Annotated in this window: 9 protein-coding genes; 5 read left to right on the plus strand and 4 right to left on the minus strand. The window is 60.4% G+C overall.

Annotation, left to right across the window (positions count from 1 at the left end; all coding sequences use genetic code 11):
• Positions 1-62: 62 nt before the first annotated feature.
• Genes IB248_RS05060 through IB248_RS05070 form a run of 3 tightly spaced genes read right to left on the minus strand, consistent with a single transcriptional unit; the run spans position 63 to position 4,251 of the window.
• Positions 63-2,543, minus strand: a complete 2,481-nt coding sequence (locus tag IB248_RS05060) for an ImcF-related family protein (protein WP_192240445.1) — start codon at positions 2,541-2,543, stop codon at positions 63-65.
• Positions 2,544-2,587: 44 nt separating this feature from the next.
• The gene (locus tag IB248_RS05065; RefSeq protein ID WP_246779209.1) at positions 2,588-3,496 is read right to left on the minus strand and encodes a M15 family metallopeptidase; all 909 of its coding nucleotides are present in this window, start codon (positions 3,494-3,496) and stop codon (positions 2,588-2,590) included.
• Positions 3,493-4,251, minus strand: coding sequence for a protein phosphatase 2C domain-containing protein (locus IB248_RS05070; RefSeq protein WP_192240446.1), 759 nt, complete (start codon positions 4,249-4,251; stop codon positions 3,493-3,495). Before IB248_RS05070 ends, IB248_RS05065 begins: the two co-directional genes overlap by 4 nt.
• Positions 4,252-4,367: 116 nt before the next feature.
• Between IB248_RS05070 and IB248_RS05075 the strand changes: the two genes are divergently transcribed.
• Positions 4,368-5,126: an OmpA family protein gene (locus IB248_RS05075; RefSeq protein ID WP_192240447.1), complete on the plus strand. Its 759-nt coding sequence runs from the start codon at positions 4,368-4,370 to the stop codon at positions 5,124-5,126.
• 31 nt (positions 5,127-5,157) lie between these two features.
• On the opposite strand, the gene tssH is transcribed toward IB248_RS05075, so the two are convergent.
• The gene (gene tssH / locus IB248_RS05080; RefSeq protein WP_192240448.1) at positions 5,158-7,884 is read right to left on the minus strand and encodes a type VI secretion system ATPase TssH; all 2,727 of its coding nucleotides are present in this window, start codon (positions 7,882-7,884) and stop codon (positions 5,158-5,160) included.
• A 164-nt stretch (positions 7,885-8,048) separates the two neighbouring features.
• Here tssH and IB248_RS05085 point away from each other — a divergent pair, with 164 nt between their 5' ends.
• From IB248_RS05085 to tssC, 4 genes are all read left to right on the plus strand, one after another.
• Complete coding sequence (locus tag IB248_RS05085; RefSeq protein WP_192240449.1) at positions 8,049-10,145, plus strand: serine/threonine-protein kinase; 2,097 nt, start codon at positions 8,049-8,051, stop codon at positions 10,143-10,145.
• Positions 10,146-10,239: 94 nt separating this feature from the next.
• A complete protein-coding gene (locus tag IB248_RS05090) occupies positions 10,240-11,403 on the plus strand; it encodes a type VI secretion system ImpA family N-terminal domain-containing protein (protein ID WP_192240450.1) in 1,164 nt (387 codons plus the stop codon).
• The gene (gene tssB, locus IB248_RS05095; protein ID WP_018856378.1) at positions 11,400-11,936 is read left to right on the plus strand and encodes a type VI secretion system contractile sheath small subunit; all 537 of its coding nucleotides are present in this window, start codon (positions 11,400-11,402) and stop codon (positions 11,934-11,936) included. The genes IB248_RS05090 and tssB overlap by 4 nt, the downstream gene beginning before the upstream one ends.
• A gap of 3 nt (positions 11,937-11,939) precedes the next feature.
• Positions 11,940-13,448, plus strand: coding sequence for a type VI secretion system contractile sheath large subunit (gene tssC / locus IB248_RS05100; RefSeq protein ID WP_018856377.1), 1,509 nt, complete (start codon positions 11,940-11,942; stop codon positions 13,446-13,448).
• The last annotated feature ends 25 nt before the right edge of the window (positions 13,449-13,473 follow it).

Genomic DNA, 13,473 nt, shown 5'->3' on the forward strand with positions numbered 1-13,473 from the left:
GCGTCGCACTCTTCAAAATCGCACGAGGCTTCGCCCGCGTGCGAAAGATACGATAGTGAAATTCACAATGTCAGCGGACAGGTCAGACCGCGCATCAGCGAGCGCGCCGACACCGGATTGGCAGGCCCGGCGAAGGACATCTGCAGATAGGCGCGCGCTCCCTTGGCGCGCACATCGACCAGGAACCGCCGGCCGGCGTCGCGGGGTCGCAACCGTGATCCGTCCAGGAACCGCAGGAGGCCCCATGGTCCGGCTTCACCCTTCTTGTCGACTGCAATGCCGTTATCGAAGGATATCTCAAATCCGCGCGCTGGTGACGCTCCTGGCCATTTCAAGGTCACTGCCTCCCCCGACGTGACGACCGGAGCATGAGCGCCGCCGATTGAGACGGTCGCAGCTCCCCGTTGGGCGAGCGCCTCCAGCACGATCGGGACATTGGGCGGTGTTCCCTGTTGGAACAGAGCCTGCCCAAGGGCCACTGCCCGCTGCAAGAATGCTGCGCTTTCCGGTGTATAGCCGGAAAGCCGCGCCTCCGGTCTCCAACGCCAGGGCGTCGTCGACGTGTCCATCAAATGCGCCAGTTGCGCCCGAAAATACTTTTCTATCGTGCCCTCCGGCGCGAAGATCCGTGCGACCTCCGCCATGTCCGCGTCAGGCCCATCGAAGAACGGATAATGGCCATTCACGGCGGCCCGGCAGGCGGCTGAAACCTGGGAACCCCAAGGTGACTGGGACAGGGGCATGGACTGGGACTGGGACTGGGGCACCTCCTTTGCAACATGATCCGTTGCAACGTCCGGCGCCTGATCCAAAGCTGGCTCGGCGGCCCTCGGGGCAGCCGTCTGGGAAATCACGTCCTCGACGATTTGCACGACGAGAAGAGGTGCTTGCTGCAAGGCAACGATGGAGTTTGCACGCTCCTGTGCGTCCATGAGGGATTTCTTGCCGATCTGTGCATCTGCATCGAGAACAGCAAGAGCGACGTTCAACGATACGAAAAGCTGAGAGATTTCCGACATCCGCCCCTGCTCGACGAACTGGATCGCCGGGCCCAACGCCGCCGCGATCCGAAGCTGATTGGCGTGGCTTCGTCCACGATCCGTCCCGCCCGACTGGCGCCAGGCCTCACGGATAAGTGCCGAGAGCGGCGAGTTGCGTGCGCTTAGCGCACCGCTGATCACGACCGCCGTTGGCTGGTCGGTGAACGGCCTGACACGTAGCTCACCCAGATACTCCGTCCATACGTCAAGCGTACGCTTTTGAAGCAGATCCATCACCGCGTCTTCGGTCGTCGTGCCATTGGAGGCAATAAGCGTAGCGGCCTCGGACCTTGCCTTGCGGATCGCCTCGCTTGCACCGTCCGACCGCGCGTAGCTCCATCCAGCCTCCGTATAGAGGCCGGCGATACCGCGCCCGATCGGTACGCCTGACCGGTGGATCAAGATCGTCTCGAGACCTGGCACTGCCAGGGAAAGAGACCAGGCAGGAAGTGCTGCGGTCTTTTCGGCACGGGTCAGTTCGAGCAATGCGCGCTCGCTTGCCGAGCCTTCAGCAGCGAACTGCCGTGCCTGGGCGACCGTTTCGGGATCCGGAGATGGAAGTCTCGGCTGTGGCCCGGACATGGCGGCGACATGCTCGGCCAGCAAGGCAAGTTCGGGAAAGGCCTCGGCTCGGTCGGCAACCCAACCAGCAAGAAACCGAGGCTGCCAGTCAGAAGTGCCCTTCAGGATCGACCAGGCGCGCAGGGAATCGTAGAGTGCATTGGCCTCGCCTTCGGTGGCAAGCGCAACACCGAGTGCCTCGGCGAGTGGCTCGGCAACAAGGGATTCGGCCGCCTCGCCATAGCGACGACGTGCAGCCGCTGCCGGGTCGAGCATCTCGATATGATGAATCAGGCCAAGCGGAGACTGGCCCGCGTCCTGCTCGACAAGCTGGACTGCCGCCAGGAACGCATCGAGTTGGGCCGCCCGCGCAGCCGGCGTAGCGGCCTTGCCAGCTTCTACAACGCTTCCAACGGCTGGCAATTGCGCCAACAACCGCTCGCGAAACCGCCATTCCGCCCATCCAGCCCAGCCGACGAGCATTGCGAAAAAAAGGACAATCGCAAGAAAGACGAGTCCACGGTCTGCCCGCGTTCTATGCTGCTCCGCCTTCGACTGCGCGGCTTGCACTGCCTCATTGCAATGTCCGAGAAAGCGGGCCAGATCGCGCCGCGCCAAGCCCCCTTTCGCGGCCTGGGCAGCGCGTTCGGCGAGCCCATCGACGCCAATCATGTGGCCAATTGGAAGGGCGGCCGCAAGAGCACGTTCCCATCGCTTGGCCGGCAGCGCCGGATTGCTGCGAGCCCGCACGTCAAGCAGCGCGACGAGCGCGTCGCGTGCATCCAGGAGCCAGTCAGGGGGAACGTTCCTGCGGCGTCCTTCTTTCTCGAACTCGGCCACAAGGAGGCGGGCAGTCGCTGCCAGCTCCTGCGGATCGGGCCGCTTCTCGCTTTCGGCGCGCTTGGCGAGGCTCAAAAGCGGCTCGGCCAATGCGGGAAGCATGTCCGCTCCCGTGACATCCCGACCCGGCGGTTGGCCATGGTCGCTCACAGCTTGCCCTCCGCAGCCCATTTGCGCAGCAGCGCCTCGCCGACTTCAAAGTGCATGGAATCTTCGCGACTATAGCCGGCACCCCAGTACCAGCCGGCATCGTTGAAAAACTCCGCAAGCACAACAAGTCCGAACTGCGTGTTGTCATCGCCCATCCGGTCGAGGTTCTTCTTGAGTGTCAGGTCGACGGCCGCGCCCCAGGCGTGCGAGGAGACAGATTTCGTGGAGCCGCGCACATAACGCGCGCAAAGCGCACCGGCCGTTCCGATCGCGGCGTAGATGTCTGGCTCTTCCTTTCGCAGACGCTCCATGATCTGCCCCAAGGAATCGAGCGCAGGCCTGATCATCGTCAGGCGGAAATGCCCTATGTCCCGGCTTTCCAGGGTTCTCAGTAATTTTGGGTTGGTGACCGGCTGGCAGCTTGTGGAATAGACACTTCGTGGCTCGCCAAGGACCTCGCGTAACACTGCCGGGGTCGGGCGTATGACACGCTCGTTGAAGCGCTTCTTCGCCAATTGCATGGGCTCCGTCATGTTTTCGGTTTCTTCCGGCGGCGCAATGCCACCGAACTGATCGATCGAAAACGACTGCGGGCTCACAGGTTCGCCAGGCGGCGGTGAAACCGCAGAGCTTTGCGGGACGGGTTCGGGGCGAGGCGCCTCTGCCAGTTCCTTCACCTTTCCTTCTAGATCGGTCACCCTTCGCTTAAATGAGTTCAGTTCAGCGCGCAGGTCCTGGATTTCCGCATCCTGTTTGGCAAGCTGTTGCGTTGCCCGATCAATCCTTCCCACATTCGGATCAAGCTCGGTATTTCGCAGCAAGTCTCCAACCAACGCGAACGCGACCGCCGCAAGAATGATGCTCATTCCAATGACGACGGCTGCAATCGGATCTAGTGGCCTCAAGGCGCTGCAGCTCCGTCAATCCGAACGACCACCACAGAGACGTTGTCCGGAGCGCCATTATGGAGAGCGGCGGCTATCAGTCGCTGGCAGGCGACGTCGGGGTTTGGCGCGCTCAACTGTGCGATGATCTCCGGCTCGGTAACACAGTCAGTCAATCCGTCGGAACAAAGAAGCAAATAATCCCCCGGCTTGAGAGGGACTTCGACAGAGTCGACATCGAGCCGTTCGGCGGCACCGATCGCGCGGGTAACAACGTGCGCTTGCGGATGCTGCCAGACAGCGTCAGGCGTCAAACGTCCATCATCGACAAGTTCCTGCACGACCGAATGATCGCGCGTGAGCTGCAACAAATCCCCTGCCCGCAAACGGTAGGCGCGGCTATCGCCCACCCACGCAATCGTCGCTGTTCCACCATCAATGAGTGCGACCACCACTGTTGCGCCCATCTGCGCGACATTGGCCGACGCCGCCCAACGACGGATGGCGGCATTGGCTGATTGCAGTGCAGCGACGAGGTGAGCGCCAGAAATGGGAGCGTGCGGAAGGAGGGCGAGCTGTTCGACGACCAAGTCTGCCGCGACATCGCCGTGGCCGTATCCGCCCATCCCGTCAGTTACCGCCCAAAGTGCGCCTGAGGGGTCAATGAGAATCGCGTCTTCGTTGTTTGTGCGCACATGCCCGGTATGGCTCAGTCCCGCTCCTTGCGGCCTGGACGGCCAGCGCGTCGAAGGATTGTCCCGAGAATCCGGGGTCATGATCGGATAACCCCATTGATCGATCCGTCGTGAGCGCAACTGCCGGATCGGTTGCAGCCACAATGATCCTATAGTATTTTCAAGGGGGGCGAAACCTTTTTGCCAAGGAGCCTGAGATGAAGCGCCTGATGACCACAAAGCTGACGGTGTTTCTCGCTCTGTTCTTCGTGACACAAGGTGGTTTGGGTGCACAGGAACTGAACGATTCCGCGCTCAAGGAACGATTCCAACGACAGATCGACTTGTTCAAGGCGGCACGCCTCGGAGCGACGCGCGGCCTGGTTCTTACCAACGGCAACGCAGCGCCCAACGCCCAAGCCGTCCCGGTGACAATTGCAACTCCCGAGACTGAACCGGCCAAGACCGCTCCAGCTCCCTCTTCCCATGCAACCGTTGAGTCCCAAGGCACCCAGACTGCTCCAGCGGCCCCCAATACAGCTCAGCCATCTGCCCCGAAGCCGACGGCGACGTCGTCGGCAACGGCAGCGTCCGCGGCCCCAGCGACCACAGACCCACAGACATACTGGAAGCTCCCGCCTGATGACCAGATCAACGTCCGGGTGAATTTTGCATTTGACTCTGCGGCGATCGCTTCGGAGCAAAGACCAATGCTGAGGCAGCTTTGCGAAGTCGTAAAGGACATGGACATCAAACTCGTCCGTATCATCGGTCACACGGATTCTGTCGGAGGCGCGAGCTACAACCAGCATCTGTCGGTTCTGCGGGCGAAGGAAGTTGCGCGGTTTTTCACGGATGATTGCCATATCCCGCGCGAGCGGCTCGAAGCGGTTGGTGTCGGCGAGCAGTTTCTTCTCAACCAGGAAAACCCGAAGGCCGACGAAAACAGGCGCGTGGAATTCCAGGCGGTGAGCTAACGGCGCTCCCCGGCGACAGCCACGTCTTTGCCTATTCGAATGCGTAAGTGAAGCCTTCCGGGGATGTTCCGATCGTGGCCTTGGTAAGGCGTTTACCCTCGAGGGACCAGTTCAGAAGACCCTGGCTGAGGGTCGGCAGAAGTGTATTGGTCAGGATCGCGTCTATCATGCGCCCCCCCGATTCGACCTCGGTACACCGTGCCTTTATCAACTCCAAGACCCCGTCTCCGATGACCAGCTCGGCGTCATGGTTGGCGCGAAGCCGGCGCGCGATCTTCGCGAAATGATGTTGTGTTATCGCCTCAATCATTGAATCCGAGAGCGGATAATAGGGAACGACAATCACACGTCCGAGGAAGGCTGGCGGGAACACTTTCAACAGTGGTGAACGTAGTGCGCGTTCGAGCTCCTCGGGCGGCGGCCGCCTCTTGCCGCCGTCGGCAAGCTTCATGATAACATCCGAACCGACATTCGACGTCAGCAGGATGAGACTGTTCCTGAAGTCGATCCGCCGGCCCTCGCTGTCGTCCATCATTCCTTTGTCGAAAACCTGGAAGAAGATTTCGTGCACATCGGGATGCGCCTTCTCCACTTCATCGAGCAAAATGACGGAATAGGGCCGCCGGCGCACGGCCTCGGTCAGCACGCCCCCCTTGCCATAGCCGACATAGCCGGGAGGCGCGCCCTTAAGGGTCGAGACCGTATGGGCCTCCTGGAACTCCGACATGTTGATGGAGATCAGGTTCTGCTCGCCGCCATAGAGGGTTTCGGCGAGAGCCAGCGCCGTTTCTGTCTTGCCGACGCCCGACGGACCGCATAGCAGGAACACGCCCACCGGCTTTTCGGGAGAGGCCAGGCCCGCACGGCTGGTTTGCACACGCCGGGCGATCGATTCCATTGCGTCCTCCTGGCCGACGACACGCTCGCCCAGAGCCGCGGCAAGCTTTAGCGCCTTTTCGGTCTGGCTGGTCAGCATCCGACCGACAGGAATGCCCGTCCAGTCCTTTACGACAGAGGCAACAGCGTTCTTGTCGACGGAAAGGAGGACCAGCGGTGCCTCGCCCTGGACCCCGGCAAGCTCCGCCGTCCGGGCCTTGAGCCGTTCAAGCTCGGCGCGTTGATCCGATGCATCGGCGGCCTCCCGCCCGGCACGCTCTACGTCGGCGGCACCCGGCAATTCCCCGCCTGCCTCCGCTTCAGCAAGCGCGGCATCGAGCGCAACTCCTCTTCCTCGCAGGCTAGCTCGCAGACCAAGGATCTCGTCGACCATCGACTGTTCGCTTTCCCAGCGAGCCTTTGCAGCAAGCAACGCGGACTCTATTTCGGCGAGAGCGGCTTCAACTTTGGACTGGCGCTCGGCGACTTCAATGCCGATTGCCGCTTCACGCCCGATAATGCCCTGCTCGATCTCAAGGGACTGCTTGCGCCTCAGAAGGTCTTCAACCTCAGCCGGCGTCGCATGCTGCGATACCGCCACCCGCGCGCAGGCCGTATCGAGCAGGCTGACTGCCTTGTCCGGAAGTTGGCGGGCGGGAATGTAGCGATGTGACAGGCTGACGGCCGTCTCGATCGCTTCGTCCAGGATCTGCACCTGATGGTGTTTCTCCAATACACCGGCCACCCCACGCAGCATCAGGATGGCAGCTTCCTCATCAGGCTCTTCAATCTTGACCACCTGGAACCGGCGGGTCAACGCCGGGTCTTTTTCGATATGCTGCTTGTACTCTGCCCATGTCGTTGCGGCGATTGTGCGAAGCTCGCCACGCGCCAAGGCTGGCTTGAGAAGGTTCGCAGCATCTCCCGTTCCCGCTGCCCCGCCTGCCCCGATCAAGGTATGAGCTTCGTCGATGAAGAGGATGATCGGCGTCTCCGATGCCTGAACTTCGTCGATGACCATCTTTAGCCGCTTTTCGAACTCACCCTTGACGCTTGCCCCCGCCTGCATCAATCCGATGTCAAGCATGTGTAGCGCCACGCCCTTCAGCGGAGGCGGGACATCTTCTGCTGCAAGGCGAAGCGCAAAACCCTCGACCACAGCTGTCTTGCCTACGCCGGCTTCACCAGTCAGGATCGGGTTGTTTTGTCGCCGTCGCATGAGAATGTCGACAATCTGGCGGACCTCGGGATCGCGGCCGACGACCGGGTCAATTTTCCCATCGCGCGCTCGACGGGTGAGGTCCGTCGCATACTTCGCCAATGCGGAGTCACCGCCTGCCGGGCGTTTTTTCCGGGGCTGTTCTTGGATCTCGGCCTTGCCGGCATTTTCAAGCGATCCGGCAAGCAGGTCATCCAGCCGTGGAAGTATCGAATCCGCCTCGATCCGATCGAATTCGGCGCTGATCTTCAACAGAAGGCCGTCAAGCACCGCAACCTTTCTGCATGCCAGGAGCACATAAGCCCCGCGGACTTCTTCGGATCCAAACTGCAGGCTTGCCAGGCTCCAGGCTTCCTGGATGGCATGAAATATGTGATCGGAAAACTCCTCGATAGAGGTCGCGCCATAAGGCAGCTTGTCTATTGCCCTTGCCATGTCGGCAGCAAGCCGGCCAAGATCCACACCGGCATCGGCAAAGAGAAGCTGAAAATCCGCACGGTCCACCAGAGCCAGCTGTTCGACCCAGTGAACAAGTTCGACGTAGGGATTGCCGCGAAGCTTGGCCGCGTCCGCCGCCGCCTTGAACGCGCGCAGGCAAACGGGATTAAGTTTTCCGACCAGTTCCTTGCGCTTGAAGCTCTGCGAAGACATGTTCTGCTCCATGTCGATCGGCTCCTGCCCAGGTGATCTCAAAGAGGTCCCGAGCCTCGTCTTTGATCGCTGGTCACAGCGTGCCACATTAGAGTATTCTTGACAAATATTCAGGGCCACGTGTTCCTGGTGAACAGTCTCGCGTAATTTCCACTGGGTGCGCTGGGAGGCTCCAGATGATCGATCCGCTGCCTGGCGACATCTTTCGCAAAGCTCAGGTGCTTAACAACACCTACGAGATCGAGGGTATCCTCGGTCGCGGCGGCACAGGTGAGGTCTACAGGGCAAGCAACCGGATCACAGGCCGTGTGGTGGCGCTAAAGGCGCTGAAACGCGAGCTATCGGGAAACGCCGGGTATCTGGAGCTCATGAAGCGTGAGGAGGAGATGCGCAACATCTCCCACGATGCGGTTGTGCGCTACACCGACTGCAGCCAGACCGCAGACGGCCACGTCTATCTGGTGATGGATTACGTCGCCGGCACACCTCTCAGCGAGTGGCTCGAACGTGGCGGGGCGTCGCCTCGGGATCTGCTGGTCGTGGCCCACAGAGTGGCCGAAGGCCTTGTCGCGACGCACGAGCGCAAGATCGTTCATCGCGACCTTTCCCCTGACAATATCATCCTGCGCGACGGCAGGCCGGAGGAAGCCGTTATCATCGACTTCGGTATCGCGAAGGACAGCAAGACAGGGGCCCGTACAATTGTCGGCAAGGAATTTGCGGGCAAATACGAATATGCGGCGCCGGAACAGTTGCATGGGCAGGCGGAGCCACGCTCTGACCTTTATGCCCTGGGCGCTTCGCTGCTTGCCACCTTTCGAGGAAGGATTCCTGACGTGGGACCCAGTCCCGGCGAGGTTGTCCGTCACAAGGAACGGCGACTTGATACCTCGGGTGTTCCTGAACCGTTGAAGACGCTGATCGACGATCTCACCGGGCCGGACCCTGCCCAACGCCCTCCGAGTGCTGCCGCAGTCGTCAAGGAAATCGGCAGATTGCTGCAGCCTGGTCTCGCCAAGGCACGGCGGGAGACCGGGCATCAAGCAAGGCCCAGGTGGCAGCCATGGCTCGCGATCCTGCCCCTGGTGGCGCTGGCGGCAATCGCCGGGCTTTGGTTTTTCGGGGTTTTTGAGCATTTGTCCCCGACTGCGCTTCCGATCGCAACCCCTTACAAACTCACGGCCGGGGTGGATGCCCAAAGCCGCCCCATGCTTGCGGGTTTTGCTCCGGATGCTGAGCAGCAACAGGCAATCCTGTCGACCTTCAACCGAACGGTCGGGCTTCCTCCGCCCAATGGCGCTCTGACGCTTGCCCAGGGTGCTCCATCTGAACGCTGGGCGCAGGACATTGACGCCTTGTTTAAAGCCGCCGCTCCACTCGTCGAGTGGAAGCTCGAAGTCGCTGATCGGACAGCTCGCCTCACCGGTCTGGCGGCGGACAAAGCTGCACGCGAAGATGCGGTCACCCGCTTTGACGCTGCGGCAAAGTCGACCGGTTACCAGAGTATCGTCCGGATCGCGGCCGGTCCGCGGGACCTGTCGCCGGACCAGTTGAAGCCTCTTCTCGTGCCACTTCAAACCTGCGGTCCGCTCCTCGTTCAACCTCCGGCGAGCGGCAGCTTTCCTCTCGGCTCGACGCTGGTCGTCCGTGGAAATGTCGCGTCCGGCGATGACGTCGAAGCCCTGAAAAAGACGCTCGCCCCTCGTGTCGGAGATCGCGAGCTACGCTTCGACGCCACAGTGCTCAACAGCCAACTGTGCGTTGTTCAAGAGCTGCTGCCAGATGCACCGCAAGGTCAAATGTCGATCGTTCTCGGCTACGGCGACAGGACCGAACCGAACATGGCAGGCGTCTATTCGGTCGGCGACAACCCGGTCATTGACGTAATTGCGCCGGCCTCGCTCGACAAGGGATACCTGTGGGTCGTTATCGCCGACGTCACCGGCAATCTTTTCAATGTTCTTCCGAATATAAAGAGGCCCGATCACGCCCTTGCCCAAATTGGGTCCGTGTCGGGTGGCATGCGCACTATCCGTGTTGCCTACCCTGCCGCAGAGGGTGCAGCCGATCCTTCCAAGCTCTCCTTTTCCGTCGACGCCACGTTCGGCAGAAGTCTGATAATTGTCATGCAGACCGACCAGCCACTTTTCTCACAGCTTCGACCAACGACGGAGTCCACCAAGTCGTTTGCCGAAGATTTACGCGCTGCGATAGCTAATGGGCATGTGTCAATTCTCTCGATGAGCACCCGGCTGATCGACACCCGGAATTAATTAGAAGCCGGACATACACGGCATTAGTATAGACCGGGAAGTTGTGGTAAAAAGCAAATTGCAAGGGAATACTAGTCGGTTAACGGGGGTTCGGTTGTTCGACTCTGCTCTCTGGTTAAGTCCGCTGGACGGTGTGAACCCGTCAGGTGAAAGCTTGCGGAATGACGGACGGTTTCACGAGCTCGAGCGCCTCGTGCAACCGCAGATAGAAATTAGCCGTGACGAGCGCAATAACCCCGTTTTACGGACCGAGGTCCCGGTCGACTGGTCGACAGTCCTTCGAAAATCTGAAGAGTTGCGCCCCCATGGACGGGATCTGAGGCTCCTGGTGATCGTGACGCGCGCGCTTGCCAACGAACAGGGTCTTGCCGGGCTCGCTGACGGGCTGAACCTGATCACTGGAACCTTCGACATGCATTGGAAAACGATGCATCCGGAACTTCGCGAGGGCTTGCCACTCCGCGACGCCGCCCTACGTCGGATCAACGCTCTTCTACAGCTTCAGAACGACAAGGATGGCTTGCTCGGCGATCTTCGCAAGATGACCTTTTTTACGCCGCGGGGCGTCGGCCCTGTCACAGGGCGCGATCTGGATCGCGGGGCGATCGACACCCGAACCGTTCTCAGCGAGGCCGCACCCGGACTGAGCGAGGCCGAGAAGGCGTCGCTTGTAAGCGCCCATGACCAGTTGCTGAACCGTGTAAGGATCGGTTGCGCTGCCTTTGCAGACCAAACCCCCGACGAGGCGATAGCGCTTTTCGAGAGCGCAAAGGCTGCGGCGGCTGCAATGGAGGCGCTTGAAACATCGCTCAATCGGCAAATCGGGGAGGATGTACGTGTCACATTGCCGGATTTGAGCCGGTTCCTGCAGCGAGCGGTTTCCACGCTTGAACGAGTAAAGCCGAGCCCCAGGCAGGAAACCGCAAGCGATGAAGGCCTCGACCGTGAGGGTGCGCCCGCAATAGCCACCGCCCCCGCCGCTCCGACTTACATCGGAGCACCGGCAGTCTTTCCGTCACGGCTTACATCGCGCGAGGATGTCACAAAGTGCATCGACCTGATCATCGCCTTTTACGACCGTACTGAACCGTCGAGCCCCATCCCCCATCTGGCGCGCAGGATCAAACGCATGGTGCCGATGGATTTTCTGGAACTCATGGAGGACCTGGCGCCCTCCGGTTTGAAGGAATTCCGGCTTCTGGCCGGCGTGCCGGAAAGCAAGAAACCTGTCCCTGGGACGAAAGGTGACCATCAATGAGCGAAACTAAGGCCAAGGTAATTGAAAGAAACCGGGCGCCTCGCGTCCAGATAGCTTACGAAGTCGAAACCTACGGCAGCCCGACAACCATTGAATTGCCGTTTGTAATGGGCGTGATGGCCGATCTCGCAGGCGCCTCCCAGACGCCGGAGGCCAGCAAGTCCGTCCGGGACCGCGCCTTTGTCGAAACGGACGCAAACAGGTTTGGCCGCTTCATGGAAGCGCTCAGTCCACGTGTGAAAGCTCGCGTGAAGAACACCCTTCCCCAACCCGAGGGTGAAGAGCGCGATGAAGAGCTTGCAATCGACCTGACCTTTACCAGCATGGCTGATTTCGCGCCCGATCGTGTGGCCGAACAAGTCCCGCAGCTTGCAGAACTCTTGAGAATGCGCCGCCAACTCGAAGAATTGCTCGGCTTCATGGATGGACGCGTCGACGCTGAAAAACGCATCGCGCAACTTTTGAACAATGAGCCCCTGCTAGCAAAGATCGCCGACCAGGCGCTCGACGATAGCAGCAAGTCGGAGGTCTGAGCCATGGCCGAACAGGAAAAAGCCGCTACCGCTGGTGTCGCGGAAGCCGAGGGAGTCGACCTTCAGGAATTCAGCGGTCTTCTGGAGAAGGACTTCAAGGTCAAGAAGGATGACAGCGACAAGCTTCAAACCTTGGTCAGGAACCTGGCGCTTGCTGCCCGCGCCCGCGCGGAATCGACGGTCATCTCATCGAACGCGATCAAATCGATCAAGTCCCTGATCGGTGGCATCGACAAGCTGCTGACCGAACAGACCAACGAAATTCTGCATGCGCCTGAAGTGCTCCAGATGGAAGGGACATGGCGCGGGCTGTGGTACCTCGTCAACAATACCGAGACGGATCAGAAGCTGAAGATCCGCGTCATGAACATTTCGAAGGAGCAGCTGGCTGATACGCTTGAGGATTACGAAGGTCAGATGTGGGATCAAAGTCCCATATTCAAAAAAGTCTACACCGACGAATACTCGATGCTTGGGGGTAATCCGTTCGGCTGCCTGATCGGCGCCTATGAATTCTCGAACCACCCGAAGGATGTCGGTCTGCTTCGCAACATGTCCGGCATCTGCGCCTCGGCGCATACACCGTTCATAGCAGCAGCCGCCCCTCGTCTCTTCCGCATGGAAAGCTGGCAGGAATTGCCGAACCCGCAAGACCTCCAACAGATCGTCTCGTCGCCGGCCTATGCCTCATGGCAGTCGCTGCGCGAGAGCGAGGATGCCCGTTACATAGGCCTGACGATGCCGCGCGTGCTGGCAAGGCTGCCTTATGGTGCAGAAACCGTTCCGGTGAAGGGCTTTGCATTTGAGGAAGAAGTCCAGGGCGATCATCATAAGTATGTCTGGATGAACGCGGCCTTTCCGATGGGCGTCAACATCAACCGCAGCCACAAGCTGTTTGGCTGGGGCACGCAGATCCGTGGTGTCGAGAACGGCGGGGCAGTGATCAATCTGCCTGTCCACAATTTCCCGACCGACGACGGCACGGTGGCGATGAAATGCCCTACCGAGGTCGCCATTGACGATCGGCGAGAGGCCGAGCTCGCCAAGCTGGGGCTGATGCCGATCCTCCATCGCAAGAACACCGATATTGCCGCCTTCATAGGCGCCCATTCACTGCAGGACGACGAAACGAGGGCCGGCCGGCTGGTCGACCCGGACGCTCAGGCCAACGAGAGATTGAGTGCGAACCTGCCTTACCTGTTCCCGGTTTCGCGGTTCGCCCATTACCTGAAGGCGATCGCCCGGGACAAGATCGGCTCGTTCAAGGAACGTGCCGACATGCAGATCTGGCTGACGGAGTGGATCAACCGCTACGTTCTCGCCAACCCTGTCTTTGCCGACGAAAAGGCCCGCGCAAAACGTCCCCTTGCTGCTGCCGAGGTCCAGGTTGACAGTGTTGAGGGCCGTCCCGGCTGGTACAATGCCCGGTTCTATCTGCGGCCCCACTACCAGTTGGAAGGTATCAACGCTTCGCTCCGGCTGGTTTCGGAGCTGCCGTCCATGAAGTCATGAGCAACAGATAGCTGATGGGAGGTTA

Origin of the sequence: Rhizobium sp. RHZ01, from assembly GCF_014851595.1 — a bacterium.
In the GTDB taxonomy this organism is placed as follows: Bacteria; Pseudomonadota; Alphaproteobacteria; order Rhizobiales; family Rhizobiaceae; genus Rhizobium; species Rhizobium altiplani.

What these genes read in the sequence shown, in the direction of transcription:
- IB248_RS05060 (WP_192240445.1), bottom strand. Translation starts at nt 2,543, where the DNA reads ATGCTTCCCGCATTGGCCGAGCCGCTTTTGAGCCTCGCCAAGCGCGCC.
- tssH (WP_192240448.1), bottom strand. Translation starts at nt 7,884, where the DNA reads ATGGAGCAGAACATGTCTTCGCAGAGCTTCAAGCGCAAGGAACTGGTC.
- IB248_RS05070 (WP_192240446.1), bottom strand. Translation starts at nt 4,251, where the DNA reads ATGACCCCGGATTCTCGGGACAATCCTTCGACGCGCTGGCCGTCCAGG.
- tssB (WP_018856378.1), top strand. Translation starts at nt 11,400, where the DNA reads ATGAGCGAAACTAAGGCCAAGGTAATTGAAAGAAACCGGGCGCCTCGC.
- tssC (WP_018856377.1), top strand. Translation starts at nt 11,940, where the DNA reads ATGGCCGAACAGGAAAAAGCCGCTACCGCTGGTGTCGCGGAAGCCGAG.
- IB248_RS05085 (WP_192240449.1), top strand. Translation starts at nt 8,049, where the DNA reads ATGATCGATCCGCTGCCTGGCGACATCTTTCGCAAAGCTCAGGTGCTT.
- IB248_RS05075 (WP_192240447.1), top strand. Translation starts at nt 4,368, where the DNA reads ATGAAGCGCCTGATGACCACAAAGCTGACGGTGTTTCTCGCTCTGTTC.